The sequence below is a fragment of the Streptomyces sp. NPDC022910 genome, assembly GCF_055561075.1.
Genome location: NZ_JBVHHL010000037.1, coordinates 1 through 25,685, shown reverse-complemented (window position 1 = coordinate 25,685; position 25,685 = coordinate 1). Strand labels below are relative to the sequence as shown.

Genomic DNA, 25,685 nt, shown 5'->3' with positions numbered 1-25,685 from the left:
CTCACTCCAACTCCGCCAACCGCTGGGCCGTCTGCCGTGCCGTCGGCTCGCCCGTGCCCACGTGGTCCTCCGGCAGCCTCGACCACTCCGCCCGGGCCGCCCGGTACGCCTCACGTGCCGCGCGCGGACGGGCCGCCGCCTCGTAGGACATACCCCGCCAGTGGTGTGCTTGCGCGCCCAGTTCCACGGCTTCCTGACGCCGGCGGTTCGTCTCCCCGTCCTCCTCCGCCTCCCGCGCCGTCTGGGCGGCCGCCCGGAACGCGTCGACCGCCTCGTCCAGGCGTGAAGGGCGCCCCAGGCTCTGGTACGCCTCGAACTGGACCTGACCCACCTCCAGCCAGCAGCGGGCGGCCAGCAGCGGGTCGTCCGCCTCCGCCGCCGCGAGCCCGAAGAGGTGCTCGGCCTCGCGCAGGTCGACCCGGTCGCCCCGGGCCCGGTAGCGGAGCATCAGCGCCCGGCCGAGCAGCAGAAGCCGGTGTCCGAGGTGCGGGCTGCCGGCCGGGGTCTCCGTGCGGCAGTCCCTCAGCACCCGGATCGCCCGGGACAGCGGCTCCAAGGAGCGGTGGCCGGTCTCCAGCGCGGCCCGGCGCAGCAGCACCTCGCCCCACTCGGCGAGCGCGTCGGCGTGCGCGGGCGCGTCCCGCGACATGCGCTGGGCCGCCTGGGCGAAGCGGTCCGCGGCCTCCTGGAGTTCGCGCGGATCACCCGTCTCGGCGTAGCGGGCCGCGCTGATGCGTCCGGCGCGCACCAGGAGGGAGGCGCGCAGGCCCTGCTCCCGGGTGAGGCCCAGCGCCTCGTCGACGCGTGCCTGAGCGTCGTCCAGGGCGCCGCCGGACCTCAGCAGCGCGTCGACCAGGTCGAGGAGGATGCGGACCCGCTCACGCGCGCTCTCCGCGGAGGCCCCGTCGCCCGTGTCCGGGCCGGTCTCCAGCGCGTTGCGCAGCGACTGCGCGCCCTGTTCGGCGTAGAGACGGGCCTGCTTGGGGTCGACGGTGGCGCCCGACAGGCGCAGCAGGATGCGGCCGTGGGCGAGCAGCAGTTCGGGCGGCCGGTGGCGCCGGTCGGGCCAGGCGTCGGCGAACGCCTCGAGCATGCCGACCGCACCCTGCAGCAGCGCGCTGTCGCCGCCGAGGCGCCACTGCGACTCCAGTGCGCCGACGCGCTCCAGGGTGAGCCTGAGCGCCTCCTTCTCGTCGAGCTCGGGAGCCGCGCAGGCGACGGCGTACTCCCGGTCCGCACGGCGCAGGAGTTCGAGTGCCCCGTGCTGGTCGCCGTGGCGCCTGCGGTCGGCCGCGGCGGCGCGCAGCACCCGGGCGAGCACGGCGCGCTCACGCAGGGCACGGGGGTGGGCCACCGCGCGGTCCGCCGCCGTCTCCGCTTCGCGCAGCAGGTCCGCGCCGCCCAGCACCTCCCACAACCGCAGCACACAGTGCGCGTACTCGGCCCACAGCTCGGGGTCGGTGCCGATGCCCGGCTCGTGCTCGGTGGCACCGCGCAGCAGCTGCACCGCGTCGATGAGGTCCTGCACCATGCCTTCCTGGTCGAACTGCTCGACCAGCGAGCGGGCCCGGACGACGGCCGGGTGCGTGGGGCGTTCCGCGGCCTGCCCCGGGCGGCCCCGACTGCCGTAGAGGGCCAGTTGCCGGGGAAGCGGCATGAAACGCTCCAGGACGCGTGCCGCCACCTCGGCGAAGGGCTGGGGGACCAGGGTCGCGCCGCCGTTGTCCCCGTTCTCCTCGGGATACGCGGCTCCAGGCACGTAGGGGCGGCCCGAACCGCCGTTGCCCAGTTGCGCAAGGGCGAGGGCGGGGAAGTTGGGACCGCCCTTTCCGAAGCGCTGTTCGATGTACTCCGAGCAGTGCTTGAGCACCAGCATGGCCTCGTCCCGGCCGAGCGGTGACAGCAGCGACTCCTGGACACCGGGCGCGAATTCGTACCACTGGACGCCGTCGGTGCCGTAGTCCTCCTTGGCACGCGAGAGCACGCCGCTGAGCAGGACCTCGGCCAGCTCGGAAGGTCCGGAGTCCGGAAGCATGGTCCGCTGCACCAACTGCATCACCGGCAGGCACAGCGGGGCAGCGGCGAGATAGACGGCCAGCCGGCCCGCGGCCGGGGAGGCGGTGGAGCGGAAGCGGCTGACCAGTTCGAGCGCGGACGGGCGGCGGCCGGGGCGCGCCGCCGGGGCGGGGGGCTGATCGGCGCGCACCCAGCCCACGGCGCCGGCCACCGGACCCGCGCCCGACCCGGACAGCAGCCGTGCCCAGGCGCCGAGAGCCACCGGCTCGGGCGGCAGCACCGGCACCGGGAGGGCACCCCGCCGGGCCTCCGGGGACGGGCCGGCCGGGGTGCGCACCCGCAGCGCGGCGGCGCCGGCCAGCGTCTCGCCTCGGGTCAGTTCACCGTAGGTGACGGGAAGCCGGGTGCGGTTCCACATACGTTGCGGCAGCGGCTGGAGCACGGCGGCGGGACCCTGCCGGGACAGGTGGTGCAGCAGCCGGTGGGCGTGGCCGCTGCGCCAGAGCGGACCCGCGCAGTCGCTGACCAGGAGGGTGATGCGGCGGCCCGTGGGGTCGCTCAGCCGGTCGGCGGAGTGCAGCGGGGCGGCGTGGGGCTCGGGGCTGCGGCTGACCGCCGGTTCGCGGTCCGGGCCCTCGTGCAGATGACTGACCTGGATGTCCCAGAACGCTCCCAACTGACTGAAAACCTGCTCCAGTTCAGCGAACATCCGGTCCCACACACGCATCGACGACGAGGCGTCCATCACCAGCTGGAGCCGTGCGTCGGCCCGGGTCACCGCGCGGAAGACGGGCAGCACCAGACCGCCGGCCCGGGCGCTCAGCTCCGCGGTCGCCGTCTCGTCGAGCACGGACCGCAGCGGTGGGGCGGCACTCCGGTACCCCTGCAACGGCCGTAATGCGCGCTGGAGTTCGAGCGGGGCCGGGAACGCGGTGGCGACGGGTACGCCGACCGGCAGCGCCGTGGCTCGTCCCCGCCCTCGGATCTGCCCCCCGCCGTGCTGGGGCACGGGGTACAGCGCGACGCGCCGGTCGCCTTCCGGCTCGTACGTCAGCGGCTCGGGTGGGGCCGGGGCGGGGTGGGCCGGATCGGCGACCGGGACGCCGCCCGAGGGCTGCTCGCCGGGCCGCACGGCCCGCGGGACGGGCCGCGCCGGCTGCTCCGCCGCCTCCCCGGAACGAGCCGGACGCGTCCAGCGGGCCAGCCAGAGTGCGTCGCACAGCTGCTCGGCGTCGGGATCGAGCCCGATCTCCCGCAGCCGGGCGACGAGTTCGGCGATCGGGTCGGCCACGGGGGTGACGAGGTGCCCTGCGCCGGGCCCTTCGCCGGGGCGGACGGGACCGTGGCGCGCCGTTGCGTCGGGCATCGGCGTCACCTCGGCCGGTCGAGTCGCTGGATGAGCAGGTCGGCCAGGCGGTCGCGGCTCGGCGGAGCGGCCGCGTCGGTGAGGTAGATCGCGTTCAACAGCTGGTCGGCCGCGAGGAGTTCGCTGCGCGACCGCTCCAGGAAGTGGGTGATCAGGTCGTCGCCCGCGCGGGCCGCCTCGTCGCCCAGGTGGGCGCGTACGAACGTGGCGAGCCTCTTGTGGTCGGGGCGGCCGAGCTGCAGGTGGATGCACCGGCGCATCAGCGGAGCCGGAAAGTCCCGTTCTCCGTTGCTCGTCAGGACCACGAAGGGGAAGGCACGGCAGCGGACCCTTCCGTCGCGCACGCGCACCTTGGTGCCGTCGGCGGTGAGCACCTCGGCCTCCCCGTCGGGCAACCGGTCGGCGATGCGCTCCAGTTCGGGGATCGCGAACTCCCCTTCCTCCAGCACGTTGAGCAGATCGTTGGGCAGGTCGATGTCGCTCTTGTCCAGCTCGTCGATGAGCAGTACGCGCGGGGTGTCGGAGGGCAGCAGGGCGGTGCCGAGGGGCCCCAGACGGATGTAGCTGCCGATGCTCTCCGCCGCGCCGGGTGAACCGGCCGCGGTGCCGAATCCCCCCTGCGCCGCGATCTGCACGTCCTGGAGCCGGGCGATGGCGTCGTAGTGGTAGAGGCCGTCCTGGAGCGTGGAGCGGCTGACGATGGACCAGCGCAGGACGTTGCCGAGACCCAGCTCGTAGGCGACGGAGTGCGCGAGGGTGCTCTTGCCCGCCCCGGGGCTGCCGGTGACGAGCAGGGGACGGCGCAGATACAGCGCCGCGTTGATCATTTCCAGTTCCTCGGCGCCGGGCCGGTGCAGCTCGGCGAGATGCCGGTGCCCGCCGAGCCTGCGGTCCTCGGACCCGTCGCCCCCGGAGGCCGCCTCCCGGCCCGTGAAGTCCCGCCAGGGCGGAGGCGCGGGCAGCCGGTCGATCCCGTCGTGGGGTTCCCCGGCGCCTCGGTAGATGAGCCACTCACTGGATTCGGTCATGATCCGGTCCTCGTCGTCACTCGTCCGCCACGGCAGCCGTCGAACGTGCTTCACGGTATCGATCCGCAGGAAGCCTGGTAAGAGCGCGGTACGGCCTTCGCCGCGGTCGCTTCACGGTGCCTCCAGCAGGTCGTCGATTCCCGGCAGCGGCCGGTGCGGATCGTCGTACAACAGGGCGATGCCGTCGGCCCAGTACGTCTCCGCACGACCCGAACGGAGCCCTGCCCGCAACTTGTACACCAACTCCGGAAGCCGTTCGGCGCTGCCCGCCCCGGCGACCGTGTCGCCCGCCCGGCGGTGGAACTCTCCGCACACGGCGTCCCGGTGACCACTCCAACGACGCCACAGGGCGACGCCGAAGCCGCCGTGCACGATGCGCGCGAGCGCCACCGTGTCGTCCTCGAACCGCTGGTCTCCGTAGCGGCACAGGATCGGAACCGCGCCATGGGGCAGGCCCCGGAGCCGGTTCAGTGGCGGTACGGGTATCCGCAATCCGTCGTCGCAGTCCAGGACTTCGGGCTGGGTGTCGTGCGAGTGGACCCAGCGCCAGCGGGCCTCGCGCTCCCGTTGCTCCTCGTCGGCCGCGACCGACTCCTTCTCGAACGGCCCGAACTCGTCCCCGTCGGGCAGCTGATCGCGGTCGGCGCACCGCACGACGACGGGACGTTCGGCGCCGAGGGGTGCGTCGCCAGGCCCCAACTGCCAGGTGTCCACGTCCAGTCCGAGCAGCGTACGGGGCAGCGCCACCTGCAGCACGGCGGGCCGTCCGGGCTGGTCGCAGTGGCGGAACGCCTCCGCGAGCGAGCGCGTGAGGGGGCCCGGCAACTCGTCCAGCCGCAGGCGCTCGGCCTCGTCGAGGCGCACGACCTCTCCGTCGGGACGGGCCACCGAGATCCGCCAGTCGCAGCGGTCCGGCTCCCAGCCCCGCTGCACGAGTTCGAGCAAGGCGCACGGGCGGGGTGCGCGGTCGACGGTGTGCGCCTGAGTGACCTCGCCGCGCGCCGGGTCTTGGACCACATACGGTTCGAATGCGGGGGAAAGGTCGTTCGGGGGCGCGAGTGCGGCTGGACCGGCCGACACCGCAGGCGCTCCGGGGGAGGCGGCGGGTACGAGGTCCAGGGGGTCGTGCCTCCCGTGCTGACGGGGCAGCTGGGCAGGCCCGGGGCGGTGCCGCGGGCGGAGCAGTTCGATGCGCCGCTGAGCCAGGCTGCTGCGGTACCGCAGGCTGAGGCCCTCCGCGCTCTGCCGCACCCACTCCCACAGCGCCTGTTCCGAGTCCTGCGTACGGGGCGTCTCGAAGGGCCGGTCGGCGGACATGACCCGCATCGCATAGTCGAGCACGAGTTCCAGCGCGCCGTCCTGGCGAGCACCCTCGTACAGCGCGCCGAGGCCGTCGCGCCAGCCGCGCGGAGCCGGCTGGGGGACAGCGGCCCGCAGGTCCGGCAGGGACTCCAGGATGTCGAGCAGACTGCGGGTGCTGGCCGGCGGCGGCAGGTCCGCGAGGCGCCCGAGCAGCTGGATCCGCTCGTCGGGGCTGAGCGCGCGTCCCGGCCGCGCCCCCAGCTCGCCCTGCACATCGGCCCAGGTCGGACGGTCGGAGTCGGGGTGCCGCTGCCGGTCCCGGTGGTAGCGGTCATGGGCGTGGAAGACGGCCTGGTAGAGGTCGGCGTGCTCGCTCCGTATCCCGTCCCGGGGCACGGACAGCGCCCGTAACTGCTCGATCCCCGTGGACGTACCGCCGTTGCCCTGGTCCGACCTCGACTTCAGGACGCCGATGACCTCGCCGCGGACCGGGTCGATGACGGGCCCTCCGGAGACACCCCGCGGCAGGTCGTTCTGGCCGAGGCGCATCTGCACGCCCGACGACCACCCTCCCAGGGTGCCCTGCACCGAGAGGGGCCCGTCGAGGACCTGCAGTTGACCGCCCATCACGGTCCACCCCGCGTAGAACACCCTGCCCTCGCCGTAATACGCGGCGGGCCGCTCGGAGACGTAGACGCAGTCGTGGTCGACGGGTTCGCGGAGCTGCACGAGCGCGAGGTCCGGGGCCGGCCAGTTGCCGCGCGCCTCGGCACCCGCGTGCTCGGGGACGGTGGCCGCGACAGCACCGGCCACGGCGGACCTGCCGCGCCCAGGGCCCGTCTCATAGACCACGGTCACCTCGCCCCCCTTCCCGCCCCGTGCCACGTGCGCGCAGGTCAGAACCCAGTTCGGCGCGATGAAGAACCCGCTGCCGAGGAACGTCTCCGGCTCGTCGAGGGCATACCCGACCCCCGCGCGATGGATGCGCACGGTCGCGGCCATGACGAGTTCACGCAGCGCACGATGGGCCGCGTTGAGGCCGCTCGATGCGCCCCCCGCGTGCCCGTCCGTCATGCCCCGCCCCCGGCGCCGACGTCACCGGCGCCACCGTGCGCCCGAGCGCCGGGGGACGCGCTCGCATGCGGGTCACCCGCCGGGGCGGCCGGTGCGTTCCCCGGCGTGTCGATCCCCGGGCCCGGAATCCCCCGGGGCGTGTCGGGGGACGGGGGGGCTCCCTGCCACGTGAGGGTGACCGTGATGCCGGCCTTGGCCTCACCGTCCGCCAGCAGCCCGACCACCTTGCCCGCCTTCGCGGTCAGCTCGATCCCGAACTCGACGCTGACCTCGTCGGGCCGCACCGCGCGCAGCGGTCCGGCCAGCGAACGCGCCACGCTCGTCACGACGGAGTGAAGGCTCTCGACCTGCGCCTCCACCCGGTCGGCGAAGCCCGTGTCCGTGTACGACAGCTCCCCGGACGGAACCGCGAGTTCCTCGGCCCCTGATATCCGGGCCCACACAGGCGTTCCGTCCGGCATCTCGATGAGCGCTATCCGCGTCGACTCGTCCGCCATGGCCTCCCCCGTTCCCCCTGACCCTCGTGATCCCGTCTGCCGGTGCGCAGGCTAGCGACACAGTGGTCGTCGCGCGAGAGCGCCGCCGGCGGCCCGCGGGGCCGCCGCACTCCCGCCTATCCTTTTCTTGTCCTCTCCTACCCCTTCAGCGAACCGACGGAGCACCACCGATGTACTTCACCGACCGCGGCATCGAAGAGCTGGAGAAGCGGCGCGGCCAGGAAGAGATCACCTTCGAGTGGCTCGCCGAGCAGCTTCGTACGTTCGTCGATCTCAATCCGGACTTCGAGGTGCCGGTGGAGCGGCTGGCGACCTGGCTGGCGCGGCTAGACGACGAGGACGACGAGTAGCGCCTGCCGGCCGGCACGACGCGCCGACGAACGACGGGGCCGGCCCGCGGCGGGCGTCCGGCGTCGGTCCCGGTAGCGGCCCGGGTCGTACACCAGGCCCTGCGCACGCCGTTTTCGCCAGGGGCGCACCCCGCCCAGCCCGCCGCCGCTTCGTGGGCCGTCCTCGGCATGCAGGCACTCGAACGAGGACGACGAGCACGACGAGGACGACGAGCACGACGAGCACGACGAGGACAACGCGCACAACGAATAGCGCCTGGCCGGCACGACGCGCCGACGAACGACGGGACCGGCCCGCGGCGGGCGTCCGGGTCGGTCCCGGTAGCGGCCCGGGTCGTACACCGGGCCCTGCGCACGCCGTTTTCGCCAGGGGCGCACCCCGCCCAGCCCGCCGCCGCTTCGTGGGCCGTCCTCGGCATGCAGGCACTCGAACGGCTGAGCGCACCGATGCGAGGCCGGACGCATGCGTCCGCGTCCTCAACCTCCTCTCCGTCCTCGTGCGGGCCTCACGCGTGGCCCTCACCCTGGGGCGAGTCGTCCCGGCCGGGCCGCGGATGTGCGCATCGCGTCCTCACTCCTCACCGGCCGCGGTGCCGCGTGCGAGTCGCACATGGCCCACGGGCCACGAGGTCGCCCCTCGCCCGGGCCGTGAGACAGCCGGTGTGGCTCCGCGCCCTCCGTCGGCATGCGCCTACCTCTGGCGGTTTCGTCAGCATTCCTCCTCGCAGGTCCCCGGAAAGGGTGCCTTGACTTTCCGGGGCCGCGATATATCGTGAATTGCAGAAGACGCGATATGGCGTGTCCGTCGCGTACGCCGTGTCCGCCCCGGCCGAGGAGGTCAACACCATGTCCGAGTGGTCCGTCGCAGAGCCGCGGAAGCTCACTTTCGACGCCCCCGTGACGGCACTCCACGTGCGCATCGTCAATGGAACGGTGAACGTGGTGGGCACCGACGAAGGTTCCGCGCGTCTGGAGGTCTCGGAGATCGAGGGGCCGCCGCTCTCGGTCACCGAGAAGGACGGCACCCTCACGGTGGCGTACGACGACCTCCCCTGGAAGGGCCTCCTCAAGTGGCTCGACCCCAAGGGCTGGCGCCGCAGCGCGGTGGTCTCCCTGGCCGTTCCGGTGTCCACCCGTGTGGAGGTGGGAGTGGTCGGGGCCAACGCCGTGGTCTCCGGGATCGACGGCGGCGCCGACGTGAAGGGGGTCACCGGCGACACGACGCTCGTCGGCCTGTCCGGACCGGTCCGCGCCACGACGGTGTCGGGAAGCGTGGAGGCCCAGGGCGTCACCGGTGAATTGCGGCTCAACTCCGTCTCCGGCGACCTGACCGTCATCGAGGGCGCCTGCCCGTTCGTGAAGGCCGACTCCGTGAGCGGCTCGATCATCCTGGACCTCGATCCCACAAGCGGCCCCACTGACGCCCGCCTGACGAACGTGTCCGGCGAGATAGCCATCCGCCTCCCCCACCCGGCGGACGCGGAGGTCGAGGCGAACACGGCGAGCGGTGCGGTGTCCAACGCCTTCGACGACCTGCGCGTGACCGGCCAGTGGGGCGCCAAGAAGATCACCGGCCGCCTGGGCGGGGGCAACGGCCGCCTGAAGGCGACCACGGTCTCCGGCTCCATCGCCCTGCTCCGCCGCCCGCCCGCGGAGGACGAGCCATGGGACGCGCCACCCGCGGCCGCGTCCCCCGGCGCAGGCACCGACACCACCGCCTCGTCCGATCGTTCCTCCAACGGCACGACCGCCGGGCCGACCGAGCAGAAGGGGCTCTGACATGCCTCCCGTCTTCGCCCATGGACGTCTGCGGCTCTATCTGCTGAAGCTGCTCGACGAGGCACCGCGCCACGGATACGAGGTGATACGGCTGCTCGAGGAGCGCTTCCAGGGGCTGTACGCGCCGTCCGCCGGCACCGTCTACCCGCGGCTGGCCAAGCTGGAGGCCGAGGGTCTGGTCACGCACACCACCGAGGGCGGCCGCAAGGTGTACGCGATCACGGACGCGGGCCGCGCCGAACTGGCCGACCGCAGCGGCGAGCTGGCTGATCTGGAACTGGAGATCCGCGAGTCGGTCGCGGAGCTGGCGGCCGAGATCCGCGCGGACGTCCGGGGGGCGGCGGGCGATCTGCGCCGCGAGATGAGGGCCGCGGTCTCCGAGGCCCAGCGGGGCTCCAAGGGGCACGGGGGCGCGTACAAGGAGTACGCCGACCAGTCCGAGAAGGAGGCGTGGCGCGCCGCCAAGGAGGAGATGCGCCGCGTCAAGCAGGAGTGGAAGGAACAGGCGCGACGCGCCAAGGACGAGAGCCGGCGGGCCCGTGAGGAGGCCCAACAGGCCCGCCGCCAGGCCAAGGAGGCACAGGAGCGGGCGCGCGCCCAGGCGCAGGAGGACGTGCAGCGCATAGCCCGCCGCGTGCAGGAGCAGGTGCAGGACCACTTCGCGCGAGGCGACTGGCCGACGGGTGTAAGGGAGGGGCTGGCCGAACTGGCCAAGGAGTTCGGTGAGTTCGGAAAGGAATACGGCTTCGGGCGCACGGGGGCGGCGGACACGTCGAAGACGCCCAGGCAACCGCAGTACTCGACGACACCACAGGACTTCCCCGGTACGTACGAACCCTCCTGGGCGCACGAGGACTTCTCGGGCGACCCGGCCCGCGCCCTCGACCGGCTCCTGGACCGCTTCCGCGATGACATCCGGGATGCCGCCCGTGACCACGGTGTGACGGAAGAGCAACTCCGCGACACCCGCCGCCACCTGTCGACGGCGGCGGCGCACATCGGGGTGACGCTGCGGTCACGGAAGGACTGACGCCGGGATCACGGGTCCGGTCGAGGGGGTCCTCATATGCACTGCCACAGGAAACGCCTTCCCTGACTTCCGTTGAGGTGAAGACGTAACCGACGCCCGAGTCGCCGAAGTCGACAGGGAAGGGCAGGCGGCCCGGCTCGAGCTGGACCATGAGGCGCCGGCCGTCGCCCAGGGTCTCCTCGCCCTGGAGCCGGCGGGGTTCGATCCCCGGTCCGCCGAGGAACTGCCAGGCGTGCCCGTCCGGGCCGGTCCCGCCCTCACCGGCCGGGCGCGGCATATGGTCGGCGCCCACCGTCGGCCCCTGCGCCCCGGCCCGCACGGTGACGAAGCCGGGGAGGCGGCGGCCGGGCCGCACGAGGAGGGCGTTCTCCCCGCCCTCCGGGTCGTACGTCCCGTCGACGGACTCACCGGCGTCGTGCCCCGCCATGAAGAGGTAGCCCAGCGCACCACCCGCAAGGGTGAACTGCTCGAGGAACCGTGTGGGTTCGCCTGTCCGGCGCGACAGCGGCCACTGCGGCTCCGCGAGTCCCACGGGCTGTCCGCCGAACTTGGTCACCGCCTCCCGGACGGGCGCGGCCGCGGGAACGAACTCCACGGGCTCGGGCGGGGACGACGGCACGCTTTCGGGAGCGGGCACTCCAGACAAGCGGGACAACCGGGGTACCCACCCCAAGGGCCCCTCCGGAGGACGAGGACCACCGCCGTGGCGCTCACCCGGCCTTCGCCTCTCCCCCGCCCCACAGCACGCGCTCCACGGCCGCGTAGGTCACTCCGTGATCGGCGAGGACCTCGGAGGGGACGCCGGGTCGGACGGTGAGGGCGAGCAACAGGTGTTCGTCGCCGATGTGCCGGTCCCCGTGTGCGAGGGCGGTCCGCAGGGACGTGGTGAGGAGATCCTTGGCACCGCGGCTGAACGGGCGGCGCCCTGATCGCCGTACGCCGCCCGTTCGGCCCGCCGCGAGCACGCCCTCGCCGTGTGCCTCCTCGACCCGGGAGACGATCTCCGTGAGATCGATGCCGAGTCCGGCGAGGGCATCGGCGTCGGCCCGTGACAGTCCACCGTGGCGGCGGGCCTCGGTCAGGTCCCGTACGACCGCGTCACGCCGCCCGGTGAGCCCGAGCGATGCCAGGGCGAACGCGGCTCGGCTGCCCTCGCGGTCGAGGAGGGCGAGCAGCAGGTGGGCCTCGTCGACACGTTCCTCACCGGCCGCTTCACAGTGCTCGACCGCTTGGGTGACCACCGCGCGGGCGTCCTTGGTGAACCGCTCGAACATCACTGCCTCCCGTACTTCTTGTGCACAGCCTGCCTACTGACTCCGAGTTCCGCGGCGATCTCCTGCCACGACCAGCCCTGATTACGCGCGCTGCGCACCTGCACCGCCTCCAGCTGCTCCAGCAGCCTCCGCAGCGCGGCGACGGCCCGCAGCCCGATCCGCGGATCGCGGTCGCCCGCGCGCTCGGCGAGATCCGTTGCTTCGGTCATGCTGTCAACTTAGGTTGACAGGAGGGGGTATGTCAACCTCGATTGACAGGCACAGTCTGCGGAAATGCCGACGGCGGGCTCGGAAGCGTGGTCCGAGCCCGCCGCGGGCGAAAAGGTGAGCGGCGATCAGTCGGCGGTCAGCACGATCTTGCCGAACTGGTCGCCCGCGTCCAGGCGTTCGAAGCCCTCCCGGGCGCGGTCGAGCGAAAGGACCTCGTCGATGACGGGACGCACTCCGGTGGCGGAGCAGAAGGAGAGCAGATCCTCCAGTTCGTCCTTGGAGCCCATGGTGGAGCCGACGATCTTCAGCTCCAGGAAGAAGATGCGGGTCAGTTCGGCGTGGGAGGGACGGTCACCGCTGGTGGCTCCCGAGATGACGATCGTGCCGCCGGGGCGCAGGGACTTGACGGAGTGGGACCAGGTTGCGGCGCCGACGGTCTCGATCACGGCGTCCACCCGCTGCGCCAGCCGCGCCCCGGACTCCAGGGCCTCCACGGCGCCCAGTTCGAGGGCCCGCTTCCGCTTGGCCTCGTCACGGCTGGTGGCGAAGACCCGCAGACCGGCCGCCTTTCCGAGCACGATCGCGGCCGTCGCCACGCCCCCGCCCGCGCCCTGGACGAGGACGGAGTCACCGGGACGCACGCCGGCATTGGTGAAGAGCATGCGGTACGCGGTCAGCCATGCGGTGGGGAGACAGGCAGCCTCCTCGAAGGAGAGTTCCTTCGGCTTGGGCAGGAGGTTCCACGTGGGAACGGAGACCTGCTCGGCGAAGGTGCCCTGGTAGCGCTCGGTGAGGATGGAGCGGGGCTCGTCGGGAGCAACACCGTGGCCCGTCTGGCCGATGACGGAGTGGAGGACGACCTCGTTGCCGTCCTCGTCCACGCCGGCGGCGTCGCAGCCGAGGATCATCGGGAGTTTGTCCTCGGAGAGGCCGACACCCCGGAGGGACCAGAGGTCATGGTGGTTGAGAGAGGCGGCCTTGACGTTCACGGTCGTCCAGCCGGGCCTGCGCCCGGGGGCCGGGCGCTCTCCCAACTCGAGGCCGGTGAGGGGGTGGTCGCGGTCGATGCGGGCGGCGTAGGCAGCGAACATGACCTTGACGATAGGCTCCGCGGTTGCCGTACGGAACCGGAGCCGGCTGTGACGCGCGTCCCGCCGGGGTGCGCGGCCGGGTTGTCACCGCCCGGCGTTCGCGAGGTGCCCGGCGCGGCGCCCGCCGACCGGAGTTGTCGCTTACGGGCGTCGGCAGGGCGCCCTGCGCCCACCGCCCCCGTTCTCGGCTCCGCTCGGGCCCGGCGACCCTGTCGCCCCGGCGGCGCAACGGCCCAGGCTGCACGCACAGCGGAAGATCACCCACACGGGTGGGCGGGCACACGCGGTCCGCCCACCCGGCGGAGCTACCGGCGAGCGACTCCCTCGGCCCGCGCCGCGGCGGCCACCGCCGCCGTGACCGCCGGGGCCACCCGCTCGTCGAAGGGCGACGGGATCACGTAGTCGGCCGCCAGGTCGTCCCCGACGACCGCCGCCAGCGCCTCGGCCGCCGCGATCTTCATCCCCTCGGTGATGCGGGACGCCCGCACCCGGAGGGCTCCGGCGAAGATGCCCGGGAACGCCAGCACGTTGTTGATCTGGTTCGGGAAGTCGGACCGCCCGGTCGCCACCACGGAGGCGTACTTGTGCGCGACGTCCGGGTGCACCTCGGGGTTCGGGTTGGCCATCGCGAAGACGAAGGCGCCCTCGGCCATCGAGGCCACGGCCTCCTCCGGCACCGTGCCGCCGGAGACGCCGATGAAGACGTCGGCGCCCGCGAGGGCGTGTTCGAGGGACCCCGCCAGTCCCGCCTTGTTCGTGAACCCGGCGAGCTCCCGCTTGACCGGCGTCAGATCGTCCCGGTCAGGGGAGACGACACCCTTGCGGTCGGCGACCGCCACATCGCCGATCCCCGCTTCGACCAGCACCTTCGCGATGGCGACCCCCGCCGCGCCCGCACCCGAGATGACCGCGCGCAACTCGCCCAGGCTGCGCCCGGTCAGCTTCGCCGCGTTCCGCAGCGCCGCCAGCGTCACCACGGCCGTACCGTGCTGGTCGTCGTGGAAGACCGGGATGTCGAGCCGCTCCTGGAGCCGGCGCTCGATCTCGAAGCACCGCGGCGCCGAGATGTCCTCCAGGTTCACGCCCCCGAAGGAGGGCGCCAGCCGGACCACGGTCTCGACGATCTCGTCCACGTCCGTGCAGTCGAGGGCGATCGGGACCGCGTCCACCCCGCCGAACTGCTTGAACAGGATCGCCTTGCCCTCCATCACCGGGAGGGATGCCTCGGGGCCGATGTCGCCCAGGCCGAGGACTGCCGTTCCGTCCGTCACCACGGCGACGACCGACGACTTCCATGTGTAGTCGTGGACCAGCTCCGGCCGCTCCGCGATGGCGGTGCACACCCGGGCGACGCCGGGCGTGTACGCCAGGGACAGGTCATCCTTGTCGCGGACCGGCACGGTGGCCTGCACGGCCATCTTGCCGCCGCGGTGCAGCGCGAACGCGGGATCGAAGGAATCGTGGGGCTCGGCCCCGCCGTCCTGATCCGTACTGCTGTCGCTGCGAGGATTGACGATCTCCGCTGCCACTGTGTCGTACCCCTTAGATGTTCATGGTTTGAGGGTGACCACTCCTGGTTGAGGGGTGGGCGGGACCGCGCATGACCCTTGAGAACTGATGCGTACGGGTGCATGCGCGACGGGCGCGCCGCACACGCGCCCTGAGCCCCGGATGAGGGGTGTAAGGAACCTTCTTACCGGACGGATGGTGTCCCGGACGAGTCCATAACCCTAAGGTCACACGCCGGTGAGATGACTCATGGCTGAAAATGTGGACAAGTCAACAATGCACGCTCTCATGATCACCTGTACGGAGCGCGATCGACCGCATTGTGAGATGCACCGGAGATCTTCCGGCCGGAAGGAAGGATTCCCGCACAAGGTCCGGCGCCGATCGGCCGTTCGAGGCGGTTCGGGGGTCACCCGTTATCCGATTTTGACATAGCCGGTCCCCTGAATGCGTGAGTCCAAATGGCAAGATGCCTCAGTCACAGGAGGTCGCGACACCCGAAGGTGTGTGTTCTCGTCGACCCGTCGGCACAACCCATCTCGCCGGAGGAAGCCACCATGACCGCAAGCTCCACCCGTCGTACGACCGCCACGCACTCCCGGATAGCCGCGGTCGGCGCCCTCGCGGTCGCTGGCACCCTGCTGGTCGCCGGCTGCGGTGACCAGACGAAGAACAAGGACAACGGTTCGAGCAGCAGCACAGCGGCCTCGGCCCCGCTGGCCGACAAGCTCCCCGCGTCGATCCGCGAGGCCGGCGTCATCAAGGTCGGCTCGGACATCGCGTACGCGCCGGTCGAGTTCAAGGACGGCTCCGGCGCGACGGTGGGCATCGACCCGGACCTCGCCGCCGCCATGAGCAAGCAGCTCGGCGTGAAGTTCGACTTCCAGAACGGCACCTTCGACACCCTGATCACGGGTCTGCGTTCCAAGCGCTACGACATCGCCATGTCCGCGATGACCGACACCAAGGACCGCCAGCAGGGCATCGACTCCGACACGGGCAAGAAGGTCGGCGAGGGCGTCGACTTCGTCGACTACTTCACGGCCGGTGTCTCGATCTACACCCAGAAGGGCAAGGACCAGGGCATCAAGACCTGGTCGGACCTGTGCGGCAAGAAGATCGTCGTGCAGCGCGGCACGGTTTCCGAGGACCTCGCCAAGTCCGAGACGAAGAAGTGCACGGGCGGCAAGAAGATCTCCATCGAGTCGTTCGACAACGACCAGCAGGCCCAGACCCGGCTGCGCGCGGGCGGTGCCGACGCCGGCTCGTCCGACTTCCCGGTCGCCGCGTACGCGGTGAAGACCTCGGGCGGCGGCAACGACTTCCAGCTCGTCGGCGAGCAGGTCGAGGCCGCCCCTTACGGCATCGCGGTGGCCAAGGACAACACCCAGCTGCGCGACGCCCTGAAGGCCGCCCTCGACGCGATCATCAAGAACGGCGACTACGACAAGATCATCAAGAAGTGGGGCGTCGCGGACGGCGCCGTGACGGCCGCCGCCATCAACGGCGGCAAGTGACCGCACAGCGCGGCACTGAAAGGCACTACCCGTGACTGTTGACATCGACAAGACGACGGGTCCGGCGGACACGCCCCCGGCCGGACCGGAGGCCATCAAGGCCATTCCGGTCCGGCACTACGGGCGCTGGGTCTCGGCCGTCGTCGCGATCGCGCTGCTGTTCGCGATCGTCTACGCGTTCTCCCAGGGCAAGATCAACTGGGGTGCGATCCCCGACTACTTCTTCGACCACCGTGTCCTTCAGGGCGTCGGCAAGACCCTCCTGCTGACTGTCGCCTCGATGGCGATCGGCATCATCGGCGGCATCCTGCTCGCCGTGATGCGCCTGTCGAAGAACCCGGTGACCTCGTCCATCGCGTGGTTCTACATCTGGTTCTTCCGCGGCACCCCGGTGCTCGTGCAGCTGGTGGTCTGGTTCAACCTCGGCCTGGTCTTCACTTACATCAACCTCGGCCCGATCTACAAGGACTACTGGTCCAGCTTCATGACGCCGCTGCTGACGGCGCTGCTGGGCCTCGGCCTGAACGAGGCGGCGTACATGGCCGAGATCTGCCGTGCCGGTCTGCTCTCCGTCGAGGAGGGCCAGACCGAGGCCAGCCACGCCCTGGGCATGAGCCACGGCAAGACCCTGCGCCGGATCATCATCCCGCAGGCGATGCGCGTGATCGTGCCGCCGACGGGCAACGAGGTCATCAACATGCTGAAGACGACCTCGCTGGTCTCCGTGGTCCAGTACTCCGAGCTGTTCCGGGTGGCCCAGGACATCGGCCAGACGTCCGGTGCCCCCGCTGAGATGCTGTTCCTCGCCGCCGCCTGGTACCTGCTGCTGACCTCGGTCTTCAGCGTCGGCCAGTACTACCTCGAGAGGTACTACGCCCGCGGCTCCAGCCGCCAGCTGCCGCCCACCCCGTGGCAGAAGGTCAAGCGGAACGTGTTCTCCCTGTCGGGCCGGAAGGGGGTCACGGCATGACCGAGAAGATCGTCAAGGACAGCGGCTCCGGCACGCCCATGGTGAAGGCCGAGGGGGTCCACAAGTCCTTCGGCCCGGTCGAGGTCCTCAAGGGCATCGACCTGGAGGTGAAACCCGGCGAGGTCTTCTGCCTCATCGGTCCCTCCGGCTCCGGCAAGTCGACCTTCCTGCGGTGCATCAACCACCTGGAGAAGATCAACGCCGGGCGCCTGTACGTCGACGGCGAGCTGGTCGGCTACCGGCAGCACGGCGACAAGCTGTACGAACTGCGCGACCGCGAGGTCGCGATGAAGCGCCGTGACATCGGCATGGTCTTCCAGCGGTTCAACCTGTTCCCGCACATGACGGCCGTCGAGAACGTCATGGAGGCCCCGGTCCAGGTGAAGGGGATCAGCAGGGCGCAGGCCAGGGAGCGGGCCATGCAGCTCCTGGACCGTGTGGGCCTGAGCGACAAGGCCGGCAACTACCCCTCGCAGCTCTCGGGCGGCCAGCAGCAGCGTGTGGCCATCGCCCGGGCCCTCGCGATGGACCCGAAGCTGATGCTGTTCGACGAGCCGACCTCGGCCCTGGATCCGGAGCTGGTCGGTGACGTCCTCGACGTCATGCGCGACCTCGCCGAGTCCGGTATGACGATGGTCGTCGTCACCCACGAGATGGGCTTCGCCCGCGAGGTGGGCGACTCGCTCGTCTTCATGGACGGCGGTGTGGTGGTCGAGTCCGGCAACCCCCGGGACGTGCTGACGAACCCGCAGCACGAGCGGACGCAGTCGTTCCTGTCCAAGGTCCTCTGACGCACCACTGCGGGAAGGGGCGGTACGCGGATCCCGGGGTCCGCGTACCGCCCCTTCCGCGTGTGCTCCTACGGCAGCAGCTCCGGCTTCAGCGCCAGCTCGCGCAGCTGCGTCCGGTCCAGCGGGAACGTCTCCAGTGCGGTGGGAGGGTGCACAGGACGCAGCGGGGCCTACTTGAGCGCGAGCAGCAGCGTGTCCGACGGCGAGCACCACACCGGGCGGGCCTCGGAGAAGCCCTTCTCGCGCAGCACGCGCGCGTGCCACGCGGCGGAGGGCGTCTCGCCGTCGGCGTGGGTGCCGTAGATCTCGAAGCGGCGGGCGGTCGGTGCGGCGAGGACGGGGTCCTCGGCGGCCAGCTGCCACCACTCGGCCCAGTCGAGGGCTCCGCTGCGCATGGCCTGATCCATGCGGGCGTGCCGCTGGGCGCTCTCGGCCGCGTTGATCCGGGGGGTGGTGTCGTCGATCATGTGGTCGGCGTTCATGAAGACACCGGCGTAGCGGACGAGTTCCGCGACCTGACCGTAGAGGGCCTCGAGGGGGCCGGTGCGCAACCAGTGGAGGGCCGTGGCGGTGAGGACCGCGTCGTACACGTCGTACGGCAGGCGCGTGGTCCAGTCGGGGTCCTTGAGGTCTGCCTCCACGAAGGTGACGCGGTCGTCGCCTGCGAACGTGCCGCGGGCGATGGTGAGCAGCGCCGGATCGAGGTCGACGCAGGTGCTGGTGGCCTGGGGGAAGCGGGAGAGCAGCCGGGCGGTGATGCTGCCGGTGCCGCACGCGAGGTCGAGCACGCGGGGCTCGTTGCCGACGAACGCCTCGACCATGTCGAGCATGGTCCGGAAGCGTTCCTCACGATCGGGCATGTACCACTCCTGCTGGCGGTCCCGCTCTCCTGCCAGGCGGGCCAGTCGGTCGTCGCCGTGGTGTCCGTGTCCGCCATCGCTGCCCTCCGTTACGTCCGCCACGTAATACCCTGGAAGCACGACCGTCTGTTACCCGACCGCCCCACGACCATAGAGCGCCTCCGTAAGGACTACAAGTGGAACTGGCCTATTACTCGGATTACGCCGTCCGCCTCGTGAACAGTGAGGAACCGGCCCGGGGCAAGGACTCGCTCACCTCGGTGGAGGCCGTCCGCGACCTCTTCGGGGTCAACCAGTCGGCGGCCCGCCGCGCCACCGACGCCGACGTGACCCGGTTCCGCTCGGTCAGGGCCCGCCTTCGTGCGGTCTTCGAGGCGGCGGACACGGGCGACGAGACGCTCGCGGTGGACCTGCTGAACTCGCTGCTCCTGGAGTTCCCGGTGAGCCCGCAGATCTCCGGCCACGACCACCGGGACGACGACGGCCGCCCGCTGTGGCACATGCACCTCGCTGATCACCCGTCGAACGCGACCGCTGGCTACGCGGCGATCGCCACGATGGGGCTCGCCTTCCACCTCACCGCGTACGGCGTGGACCGCCTGGGCCTGTGCGAGGCGACCCCTTGCCGCAACGCGTACCTCGACACGTCGACGAACCGCTCCCGGCGCTACTGCTCGGACCGGTGCGCCACGCGCGCGAACGTGGCCGCCTACCGCGCCCGCAAGCGCCTGGAGACGGATCGGTCGGAGAGCACCGGCCTGGCGGCGGACAGCGCCCAGCGCACCAGGGCGAACAGCGAGCGCTGACCCTCCTTGCGCGGCCGGTAGCGCAGCCTCACCTTCCCGAGGACGAACTCCTCGGGAACGCTGCCGTAGTCGGTACTGTCCCCGCCTGCGTACGGATTGTCCCCGAGCACCCACCAGCCGCCCTCACGGAGCTCCACGGCGCGCTTGACGACCAGCAGGTCCTGCTGGAAAGGGTGCCGCAGGACGATGACGTCACCCGGCCGGACGCGCGCCCCGTACTGGACGAGGAGCCGGTCCCCGTGCTGCAGCGTGGGCACCATGGACGGTCCCGTCACCTCCGCCGCCCCGAGCGGCAGCAGGGCCTTCGTGCGCTCGATCTCCTGTGACAGCTCCGGCATCACCCGGCACCTCCCCGGTCCGATCCTCCACCAGTCCCAGTGTCACCCTGGACTTTTGACGTAAGCCCATGGGGGCACTCGCGAAAACCCGTCCCCTACGGAGTAATGTCCCACCTGAGAAGACGATCACGAGGAAGGACAGCTTCATGCTCTCCCGCCTGTTTGCCCCCAAGGTCAAGGTCAGCGCCCACTGCGACCTGCCCTGTGGCGTCTACGACCCGGCCCAGGCCCGCATCGAGGCGGAGTCGGTTAAGGCCGTGCAGGAGAAGATGGCCGCCAACGACGACCCGCACTTCCAGGCTCGCGCCACCGTCATCAAGGAGCAGCGCGCCGAGCTCGCCAAGCACCATGTCTCGGTGCTGTGGAGCGACTACTTCAAGGCCCCGCACTTCGAGAAGTACCCGGAGCTGCACCAGCTGGTCAACGACGCCCTGAAGGCCCTCTCGGCCGCCAAGGCGTCGACGGACCCGGCGACGGGCCAGAAGGCGCTGGACTACATCGCCCAGATCGACAAGATCTTCTGGGAGACCAAGAAGGCCTGATCTTCACTTATGCCTTCTGACCTGCGATTTTCTTTAGTTGCAGCGTCTGCCTGTCCGCACCCGGTCCGCAGGCCGCCGAACACGGCGTCCATGACGGTCCGGGTGCGGTCTTCTTCGCCCCGCCACGGGTGGGCATAGATCCGCAGCGTGATGACGGCGGACGCGTGGCCGAGGACCCGGCGAGAACTCGACACCGCCGAACAGCCCACCGAGGTCCTCGCGCCCACGCAAGCACGGACCTGAAGCCAGCCACCCGCAGCCGACGGTTCCGGGGTCGTTCCGGCGCCGTGCGGGACACCGGGCCGTCCGGTTCGCACCCCTGCTGTCGGTGGTGCGTGCCATGCTGTGGGCGTGGACGTGGACGACCTGGTCCGGCTGCGGCGGGCGCGTGACCGGATGGACCGTGAGTACGCGCAGCCGCTGGACGTGCCGGCGCTCGCGCGCACCGCGCTGATGTCACCGGGGCACTTCCAGCGCAGCTTCCGCGCGGCCTACGGGGAGACGCCGTACGGCTATCTCATGACCCGCCGTATCGAGCGCGCCAAGGCGCTGCTACGGCGCGGCGACCTCACCGTGACGGAGGTGTGCCTCGAAGTGGGGTGCACCTCGCTGGGGTCGTTCAGCTCGCGGTTCACGGAGCTGGTGGGCGAGACGCCGAGCGCGTACCGGGCGCGGTCGCACGAGCAGGGGGCGGCGATACCACCGTGCGTGGCGAAGCGACTGACACGGCCACAGCGGGGGAAAGCGCCGAATACGCAGACGGATCCGCGCGCGCAGATCTAGCGTGGCGCCATGGACGTGAAACTCTCGCAGTGCTTCATCGCCGTGGACGACCACGACAAGGCGCTCGCCTTCTACCGGGACGTCCTCGGCCTTGAGGTCAGGAACGACGTCGGCTTCGAGGGCATGCGCTGGGTGACGGTCGGCTCACCGCTCCAGCCGGACGTGGAGATCGTCCTGGAACCCCCGGACGCGAACCCTGACGCCTCCCCCGCCGACCGCCGGACGATGGTGGAGCTGCTCGCCAAGGGCCTCCTGCGGGGCGTCATCTTCTCCACCGAGGACTGCGACGCCCTCTTCGCCCGCGTCGAGGCCTCCGGTGCGGAGGTCCTCCAGGAGCCCATGGACCAGCCGTACGGCGTACGGGACTGCGCCTTCCGTGACCCGGCGGGCAATCTGCTGCGCTTCAACCAGCGCCGCTCCGCCTGACGGGGATCGCGGCCGCGTGGGACCGGGCCTGCAAACACCGTTGCACGTGCCGGCCGGGCAGGAGGCGGTCCGAGCCCCGTGAACCGTCCGCACCGTCTGCCAGGAGCGCCTCGTGAGCGAACCGATCCGCTGGACGTACGCCTTCGTCGACCGGCCCGCCCAGGAGTTCCGGCGGGCCGGTGACTTCTGGACCGCCGTCACGGCGACGCAACTGTCCGAACCCCGGGGCGAACGCGGCGAGTTCGTCACACTGGTGCCGCAGGCGGGCGACGCCTGTGTGAAGGCGCAAGCCGTGGGCACGGGCGGGGCGCCCATCTCGACCTCGCCGTCGAGGACGTGCCCGCGCTCGTGGCGGCGGGCGCGGCGGCTCGGGGCCGACGTCGTCGGTCTTGTCGGCCGCGATGGCGGGCGGCGCCCGCCCTTGTTGCCCTTCGCCTCGGCGGCCCGCAGCCCGTCATCCGTCAGCTCGCGCTGGAGGTCGCGTTGGAGTTCGCCGGCGGCGGCGAGGGTCTGCACCACGAACTCCACGGTGGACAGCAGCTCGCAGGTGCGCGGGAGGCGGGCGGTGAGGTCCATCGCGGAGAACGCCCCTTCGTGGATGCGCAGCGCCACCTGGTCGCGGTGGAGGACGTCGAGCACGTCGAGGATGTGCCCGGTGCCGCGTACGAGGCGGAACATCTCGGAGATGTGCACGGTGTCGCCCGGCCGCGCGTCGGCGAGCAGTTCGCCGAACTTCGGTCGTTCCAGCGGGTGGAGGCGGCTGGAGGTGCCAGCCTGTTCCTCGAAGACGATCGGGGGATGGCCGCCCAAACGTTAGGAAGTGGTGGCGGCGCAAGCCCGCACGGCCCATGGACACCGACCCCGACCTCGCTCACCTTCGGCAAGAGCTGAGCGTCACGCCGGCGGCCGGGTGAGTTTGGCGGCCACAGCATCGAGGACCCAGTCCAGGCCGGTCGCGAAGGACGCCTCGGCGTCCACGTCCGTGCCGTCGTACACGGCCTTGGTCAGCGCCGGGAAGCGGCCCGTGGCCAACATCCTCGTCACATGCGGGCCGGAGGCGCGCTGCCAGTCGCGCTTGGACAGGCCCGTGGCGCGCTCGGCCCGCAAGTTCGCGATCTCGCGCCTGATCGCGCCAATGACGTAGGCGCTGACAGTCTCCACAGCGCGCATGACGGTGTCGACGTCGGCGAGGCCGTCGAGGGCGGCCAGCTTGGCCTCGGTCACGGCGAGGCCGTTCGGGCCCAGGGTCGGGCGACCGCCGAGCAGGTCGCCCAGCCATTCGTGACGGAGAGCGGCCTGCCTGGTGCGGCAGGCGAGGACGCACAGCGCCTCCCGCCAGTCACCGGGGTACTCCTCGGGGAGAATCTCGGCTTGGACCTCGTCCACCATGAGGTCGAACAGCTCCTCCTTGGTGGAGATGTATCCGTACAGCCGCATCGGGCCGGCGTTCAGCCGGGCGGCGACCTTGCGCAACGACACCGCCTCCAGCCCGCCCTCGTCAGCCAGCGCGACGGCGGCGACGACGATCCGCTCCCGGTCCAGCGGCACGGGGCGAGCTGGCGGCTCCGGCCGGTCCCAGACAGTCATGGTCATCACCGTTCTGCTGCGATGCATCGCATTGAAGGAATACAGTGTATCGACATGAGACATAGTATCGCTGTGGTCGGAGGCGGCCCCGCCGGACTCACCTTCGCCCGTGTGCTGCACCGCCACAGCTACCCCGTCGCCGTCCTCGAACGCGATCCCGCCCCCGACGCCCGCCCCCCGGGCGGCACGCTGGACCTGCACGAAGGGCTGGGCCAGCTCGCGCTGGCCAAGGCGGGGCTGCTAGCGGAGTTCCAGGCGCTGTCTCGCCCCGAGGGGCAGGCCATGCGCATCCTGGACGCGGACGGGACCGTCCTGCGCGACTGGCGCCCCCGTCCAGATGACCGGGCCAATCCCGAGATCGACCGCGGGCAACTCCGTGACCTGCTGCTCGGCCCTCTCGACGTCCAGTGGGGCCGGAGCGTGACGCAGGTGGTGCCGGGGAAGCGGGATGGCGTACTGGTTCATTTCGCGGACGGGCGACAGGAGACGTTCGACCTCGTGATCGGCGCGGACGGCGCCTGGTCCCGGATCCGCCCGGCAGTCTCGTCGGCGACGCCGCACTACACCGGCGTCACCTCGGTCGAGACCTCCCTCGACGACGTCGACACCAGCCACCCTGACCTCGCCCGGTTGATCGGCGACGGTTCCGTGGCTGTGTACGGCGTGAACCGCTCCCTCGTCGCCCAGCGCAGCAGCGGCGGCCACGTCAAGGTGTACGCCAAGTTCCGCGCGCCGCTGGATTGGCACACGAACCTGGACCTGGCCGACGTCGAGGCCGTGCGATCGAGCCTGCTGGCTCTGTTCGACGGCTGGGCCGCTCCCGTCCTCGACCTCCTCCGCCACGGCACCACTTTCGTCCACCGCCCCTTCTACGTCCTGCCCGTGTCCCACACCTGGACCCACGTCCCCGGGGTGACGCTACTGGGCGACGCCGCCCATCTGATGCCCCCATTGGGGGCGGGCGCGAACCTCGCGATGCTGGAAGGCGCCGAACTCGCCGAGTCCGTCGCCACCGGCCCTGGAGATCTGGACGAGGCCGTCCGCGCCTTCGAGGAACAGATGTGGGCACGGGCCGGCAGGTGGGCGAAGATCACGACGGCCGGTCTGGAACGCCTAGTGAGCCCGGACCCAGCCGAAGCCCTCGCCCACTTCGACCAAGTCCAGCCATCCTGACTGCCAAGCGCGAGAGCACCAGCACTAACAGCTCGCCACGGCTTCACGAGGCGCTGGTGGAGTGGTTCGGAGTGCCAGAGGGTGCGGTGACGCCGGGCTGATCCGCCGCTCTGCTGACTGACTCGAACCACGAGCCGATCCCACATCGTGACCCGGCGGGCGGCACGTACTGCCTGACGGGGGACCCCTGGACGGGCGGGCTGCCGGGCTAGACGGTCACAGACACGTGGCCGCGTCGCACGGCGTCTACCGGTCGGCGTCGGCGGACAGCAGCGGTGCCGGCGCTCGGTCCCACCGGGCCGGAGGGTCCGGCTCGTTCGCACCCGGCAGCCACAGGGTGAGGCCCCCACCCACGAGCACGAGCACCACCCACGCCCCGGTCGCCCACCGCCACGTCCTGCGCCGTCCCCCCGTTCCCGTCACGTCTGTGCCGCCGCCCCGCGGTCCCAGACCTCCACGTCCACCACGGCGGACACCGGTATCGGCCCGTACACGTGAGGGAACTCCTCGCCGCCGGGCTTCGCGGACTCGTACCGCACGGGGACCGTCAGACGCTCCGGGTCGATGACGAGCAGGACCAGGTCGTCGGGACCCTCGTACGCCCCATACACCCAGCTCGCCACGAGGGGGACCTGGTGTCGCAGCGAGCAGTGGATGAAGCCCTCCTCCTGAAGGGTGCGGCCTCGGGTCGACATCTCGTAAGTGCCGGTCGCGCGGGCAGCCTCCCACAGGGAGCGCTCGGTGAGGTGCAGCAGAGGTTCGGACCTGCCGCCCATCCTAGGCCCGGAGCGGTACGGCTCCCCGGGCTCCGGCGCCACGTACGCCCGGCACGCCGGATTGCGGCAGGGGCCGGGGCGCCATACGGGGACGAATGCGCCCAGCGTCTTGTGGCGCCGTACGACGGTGTCGACGGGCTGCCCGCACGCCGGGCAGACCTGGTCCGCGCTGCCCATGCCCTCAGGGTAGGGCGGGTACAGGCTCGCCGCTCCCCCGTGTGCCGGATCAGCGCGGATCGCGCCACATCGGCCACATCCGGGGGCCGTCCGGCAGATCGAGGGTGCGGTCGTTACGGGCGAAGCCCAGGCGTTCGTAGAGCCGAATGCTGCGGGCGCTGCTCGCCTCCAGATAGGCGGGCAGGCCCTCACGGTCGCAGCGGTCGAGGACGTGCTGGATGAGCGCGGTGCCCAGGCCCTCGCCCTGGTGGCCCGGTGCCACTCCGATCATCCACAGGTATTCGTGGGCGCGATCCGCAGGGTGCGACTCGGCCATCAGCCGGGCGGTGGATGTCAAGTCAATTGAGACGCTTGTAATGCTATGAGATCTGTCGCGCGGGTTCCCTCCGCTTTGCTGGGTCGTTGATCCACGC

At 71.3% G+C, this 25,685-nt stretch carries 22 protein-coding genes and 4 pseudogenes; 12 read left to right on the top strand and 14 right to left on the bottom strand.

Annotation, left to right across the window (positions count from 1 at the left end; all coding sequences use genetic code 11):
* Nucleotide 1: 1 nt before the first annotated feature.
* From ACZ3TS_RS28765 to ACZ3TS_RS28750, 4 genes are all read right to left on the bottom strand, one after another.
* The gene (locus ACZ3TS_RS28765) at nt 2-3,382 is read right to left on the bottom strand and encodes an SAV_2336 N-terminal domain-related protein (protein WP_467623545.1); all 3,381 of its coding nucleotides are present in this window, start codon (nt 3,380-3,382) and stop codon (nt 2-4) included.
* A gap of 5 nt (nt 3,383-3,387) precedes the next feature.
* The gene (locus ACZ3TS_RS28760) at nt 3,388-4,410 is read right to left on the bottom strand and encodes an AAA family ATPase (protein WP_467623542.1); all 1,023 of its coding nucleotides are present in this window, start codon (nt 4,408-4,410) and stop codon (nt 3,388-3,390) included.
* A 111-nt stretch (nt 4,411-4,521) separates the two neighbouring features.
* A complete protein-coding gene (locus ACZ3TS_RS28755) occupies nt 4,522-6,786 on the bottom strand; it encodes a VMAP-C domain-containing protein (RefSeq protein ID WP_467623539.1) in 2,265 nt (754 codons plus the stop codon).
* The gene (locus ACZ3TS_RS28750) at nt 6,783-7,283 is read right to left on the bottom strand and encodes a CU044_2847 family protein (RefSeq protein ID WP_467623536.1); all 501 of its coding nucleotides are present in this window, start codon (nt 7,281-7,283) and stop codon (nt 6,783-6,785) included. The genes ACZ3TS_RS28755 and ACZ3TS_RS28750 overlap by 4 nt, the downstream gene beginning before the upstream one ends.
* Before the next feature lie 170 nt (nt 7,284-7,453).
* On the opposite strand from ACZ3TS_RS28750, the gene ACZ3TS_RS28745 reads away from it, so the two are divergent.
* From ACZ3TS_RS28745 to ACZ3TS_RS28735, 3 genes are all read left to right on the top strand, one after another.
* Nucleotides 7,454-7,633: a DUF6104 family protein gene (locus tag ACZ3TS_RS28745; protein ID WP_467623533.1), complete on the top strand. Its 180-nt coding sequence runs from the start codon at nt 7,454-7,456 to the stop codon at nt 7,631-7,633.
* 846 nt (nt 7,634-8,479) lie between these two features.
* A complete protein-coding gene (locus tag ACZ3TS_RS28740; RefSeq protein ID WP_467623658.1) occupies nt 8,480-9,412 on the top strand; it encodes a DUF4097 family beta strand repeat-containing protein in 933 nt (310 codons plus the stop codon).
* 1 nt (nt 9,413) lies between these two features.
* Nucleotides 9,414-10,442 carry a helix-turn-helix transcriptional regulator gene (locus ACZ3TS_RS28735; protein ID WP_467623530.1) on the top strand — a complete coding sequence of 343 codons (1,029 nt, stop codon included), beginning with the start codon at nt 9,414-9,416 and terminating at the stop codon, nt 10,440-10,442.
* Nucleotides 10,443-11,152: 710 nt separating this feature from the next.
* On the opposite strand, the gene ACZ3TS_RS28730 is transcribed toward ACZ3TS_RS28735, so the two are convergent.
* The 4 genes from ACZ3TS_RS28730 to ACZ3TS_RS28715 all read right to left on the bottom strand — a co-directional run bounded on the left by ACZ3TS_RS28730 (nt 11,153) and on the right by ACZ3TS_RS28715 (nt 14,546).
* Entirely contained in the window at nt 11,153-11,716 is a 564-nt protein-coding gene (locus ACZ3TS_RS28730; protein WP_467623527.1) for a Clp protease N-terminal domain-containing protein, read from the bottom strand.
* Nucleotides 11,716-11,925: a helix-turn-helix domain-containing protein gene (locus ACZ3TS_RS28725; RefSeq protein ID WP_040248424.1), complete on the bottom strand. Its 210-nt coding sequence runs from the start codon at nt 11,923-11,925 to the stop codon at nt 11,716-11,718. The genes ACZ3TS_RS28730 and ACZ3TS_RS28725 overlap by 1 nt, the downstream gene beginning before the upstream one ends.
* 126 nt (nt 11,926-12,051) lie before the next feature.
* Nucleotides 12,052-13,017 (bottom strand): zinc-binding dehydrogenase, encoded by a 966-nt coding sequence (locus ACZ3TS_RS28720; protein ID WP_467623524.1) that lies wholly within the window; start codon nt 13,015-13,017, stop codon nt 12,052-12,054.
* A gap of 305 nt (nt 13,018-13,322) precedes the next feature.
* On the bottom strand, nt 13,323-14,546 hold the full coding sequence (locus tag ACZ3TS_RS28715; protein ID WP_467623521.1) for an NAD(P)-dependent malic enzyme: 1,224 nt from the start codon (nt 14,544-14,546) through the stop codon (nt 13,323-13,325).
* Nucleotides 14,547-15,083: 537 nt separating this feature from the next.
* On the opposite strand from ACZ3TS_RS28715, the gene ACZ3TS_RS28710 reads away from it, so the two are divergent.
* Genes ACZ3TS_RS28710 through ACZ3TS_RS28700 form a run of 3 tightly spaced genes read left to right on the top strand, consistent with a single transcriptional unit; the run spans nt 15,084 to nt 17,804 of the window.
* Entirely contained in the window at nt 15,084-16,043 is a 960-nt protein-coding gene (locus ACZ3TS_RS28710) for an ABC transporter substrate-binding protein (protein ID WP_467623519.1), read from the top strand.
* A gap of 31 nt (nt 16,044-16,074) precedes the next feature.
* Nucleotides 16,075-17,013 (top strand): amino acid ABC transporter permease, encoded by a 939-nt coding sequence (locus tag ACZ3TS_RS28705; RefSeq protein ID WP_467623516.1) that lies wholly within the window; start codon nt 16,075-16,077, stop codon nt 17,011-17,013.
* A gap of 38 nt (nt 17,014-17,051) precedes the next feature.
* Nucleotides 17,052-17,804: an amino acid ABC transporter ATP-binding protein gene (locus ACZ3TS_RS28700; protein ID WP_467623657.1), complete on the top strand. Its 753-nt coding sequence runs from the start codon at nt 17,052-17,054 to the stop codon at nt 17,802-17,804.
* A gap of 170 nt (nt 17,805-17,974) precedes the next feature.
* On the opposite strand, the pseudogene ACZ3TS_RS28695 reads toward ACZ3TS_RS28700, so the two are convergent.
* Nucleotides 17,975-18,741: pseudogene (locus tag ACZ3TS_RS28695) on the bottom strand (class I SAM-dependent methyltransferase).
* A 99-nt stretch (nt 18,742-18,840) separates the two neighbouring features.
* Between ACZ3TS_RS28695 and ACZ3TS_RS28690 the strand changes: the two are divergent.
* Nucleotides 18,841-19,470, top strand: a complete 630-nt coding sequence (locus ACZ3TS_RS28690; protein ID WP_467623513.1) for a CGNR zinc finger domain-containing protein — start codon at nt 18,841-18,843, stop codon at nt 19,468-19,470.
* Here the strand turns inward: ACZ3TS_RS28690 and sodX are convergent.
* Nucleotides 19,374-19,808 carry a nickel-type superoxide dismutase maturation protease gene (sodX, locus tag ACZ3TS_RS28685; protein WP_467623510.1) on the bottom strand — a complete coding sequence of 145 codons (435 nt, stop codon included), beginning with the start codon at nt 19,806-19,808 and terminating at the stop codon, nt 19,374-19,376. The two genes, ACZ3TS_RS28690 and sodX, sit on opposite strands and share 97 nt — an antisense overlap.
* 146 nt (nt 19,809-19,954) lie before the next feature.
* On the opposite strand from sodX, the gene sodN reads away from it, so the two are divergent.
* The 4 genes and pseudogenes from sodN to ACZ3TS_RS28665 form a co-directional block, all read left to right on the top strand.
* Complete coding sequence (gene sodN / locus ACZ3TS_RS28680; protein WP_067129094.1) at nt 19,955-20,350, top strand: superoxide dismutase, Ni; 396 nt, start codon at nt 19,955-19,957, stop codon at nt 20,348-20,350.
* Nucleotides 20,351-20,701: 351 nt separating this feature from the next.
* Complete coding sequence (locus ACZ3TS_RS28675; RefSeq protein ID WP_467623507.1) at nt 20,702-21,133, top strand: helix-turn-helix transcriptional regulator; 432 nt, start codon at nt 20,702-20,704, stop codon at nt 21,131-21,133.
* Nucleotides 21,134-21,142: 9 nt separating this feature from the next.
* Complete coding sequence (locus tag ACZ3TS_RS28670) at nt 21,143-21,559, top strand: VOC family protein (RefSeq protein ID WP_467623504.1); 417 nt, start codon at nt 21,143-21,145, stop codon at nt 21,557-21,559.
* Nucleotides 21,560-21,671: 112 nt separating this feature from the next.
* A pseudogene (locus ACZ3TS_RS28665) lies at nt 21,672-21,944 on the top strand (VOC family protein); the annotation flags it as partial.
* A gap of 98 nt (nt 21,945-22,042) precedes the next feature.
* Here ACZ3TS_RS28665 and ACZ3TS_RS28660 read toward each other — a convergent pair.
* Nucleotides 22,043-22,369: pseudogene (locus ACZ3TS_RS28660) on the bottom strand (recombinase family protein); the annotation flags it as partial.
* 84 nt (nt 22,370-22,453) lie between these two features.
* Nucleotides 22,454-23,146: a TetR/AcrR family transcriptional regulator gene (locus ACZ3TS_RS28655; RefSeq protein WP_467623502.1), complete on the bottom strand. Its 693-nt coding sequence runs from the start codon at nt 23,144-23,146 to the stop codon at nt 22,454-22,456.
* Between the two features lie 54 nt (nt 23,147-23,200).
* Between ACZ3TS_RS28655 and ACZ3TS_RS28650 the strand changes: the two genes are divergently transcribed.
* Nucleotides 23,201-24,319, top strand: coding sequence for an FAD-dependent oxidoreductase (locus ACZ3TS_RS28650; RefSeq protein ID WP_467623499.1), 1,119 nt, complete (start codon nt 23,201-23,203; stop codon nt 24,317-24,319).
* Nucleotides 24,320-24,738: 419 nt separating this feature from the next.
* Here the strand turns inward: ACZ3TS_RS28650 and ACZ3TS_RS28645 are convergent, their stop codons facing one another.
* Nucleotides 24,739-25,095 (bottom strand): DUF952 domain-containing protein, encoded by a 357-nt coding sequence (locus ACZ3TS_RS28645; RefSeq protein ID WP_467623654.1) that lies wholly within the window; start codon nt 25,093-25,095, stop codon nt 24,739-24,741.
* Nucleotides 25,096-25,321: 226 nt separating this feature from the next.
* Nucleotides 25,322-25,597: pseudogene (locus tag ACZ3TS_RS28640) on the bottom strand (GNAT family N-acetyltransferase); the annotation flags it as partial.
* Between the last annotated feature and the right edge of the window lie 88 nt (nt 25,598-25,685).

Bases quoted from the DNA above. Each gene is read 5' to 3' on its own strand.
- ACZ3TS_RS28765 (WP_467623545.1), bottom strand. From the start codon at position 3,382: ATGCCCGACGCAACGGCGCGCCACGGTCCCGTCCGCCCCGGCGAAGGG.
- ACZ3TS_RS28760 (WP_467623542.1), bottom strand. From the start codon at position 4,410: ATGACCGAATCCAGTGAGTGGCTCATCTACCGAGGCGCCGGGGAACCC.
- ACZ3TS_RS28755 (WP_467623539.1), bottom strand. From the start codon at position 6,786: ATGACGGACGGGCACGCGGGGGGCGCATCGAGCGGCCTCAACGCGGCC.
- ACZ3TS_RS28750 (WP_467623536.1), bottom strand. From the start codon at position 7,283: ATGGCGGACGAGTCGACGCGGATAGCGCTCATCGAGATGCCGGACGGA.
- ACZ3TS_RS28745 (WP_467623533.1), top strand. From the start codon at position 7,454: ATGTACTTCACCGACCGCGGCATCGAAGAGCTGGAGAAGCGGCGCGGC.
- ACZ3TS_RS28740 (WP_467623658.1), top strand. From the start codon at position 8,480: ATGTCCGAGTGGTCCGTCGCAGAGCCGCGGAAGCTCACTTTCGACGCC.
- ACZ3TS_RS28735 (WP_467623530.1), top strand. From the start codon at position 9,414: ATGCCTCCCGTCTTCGCCCATGGACGTCTGCGGCTCTATCTGCTGAAG.
- ACZ3TS_RS28730 (WP_467623527.1), bottom strand. From the start codon at position 11,716: ATGTTCGAGCGGTTCACCAAGGACGCCCGCGCGGTGGTCACCCAAGCG.
- ACZ3TS_RS28725 (WP_040248424.1), bottom strand. From the start codon at position 11,925: ATGACCGAAGCAACGGATCTCGCCGAGCGCGCGGGCGACCGCGATCCG.
- ACZ3TS_RS28720 (WP_467623524.1), bottom strand. From the start codon at position 13,017: ATGTTCGCTGCCTACGCCGCCCGCATCGACCGCGACCACCCCCTCACC.
- ACZ3TS_RS28710 (WP_467623519.1), top strand. From the start codon at position 15,084: ATGACCGCAAGCTCCACCCGTCGTACGACCGCCACGCACTCCCGGATA.
- ACZ3TS_RS28700 (WP_467623657.1), top strand. From the start codon at position 17,052: ATGGTGAAGGCCGAGGGGGTCCACAAGTCCTTCGGCCCGGTCGAGGTC.
- sodX (WP_467623510.1), bottom strand. From the start codon at position 19,808: ATGCCGGAGCTGTCACAGGAGATCGAGCGCACGAAGGCCCTGCTGCCG.
- sodN (WP_067129094.1), top strand. From the start codon at position 19,955: ATGCTCTCCCGCCTGTTTGCCCCCAAGGTCAAGGTCAGCGCCCACTGC.
- ACZ3TS_RS28670 (WP_467623504.1), top strand. From the start codon at position 21,143: ATGGACGTGAAACTCTCGCAGTGCTTCATCGCCGTGGACGACCACGAC.
- ACZ3TS_RS28655 (WP_467623502.1), bottom strand. From the start codon at position 23,146: ATGACTGTCTGGGACCGGCCGGAGCCGCCAGCTCGCCCCGTGCCGCTG.
- ACZ3TS_RS28650 (WP_467623499.1), top strand. From the start codon at position 23,201: ATGAGACATAGTATCGCTGTGGTCGGAGGCGGCCCCGCCGGACTCACC.
- ACZ3TS_RS28645 (WP_467623654.1), bottom strand. From the start codon at position 25,095: ATGGGCGGCAGGTCCGAACCTCTGCTGCACCTCACCGAGCGCTCCCTG.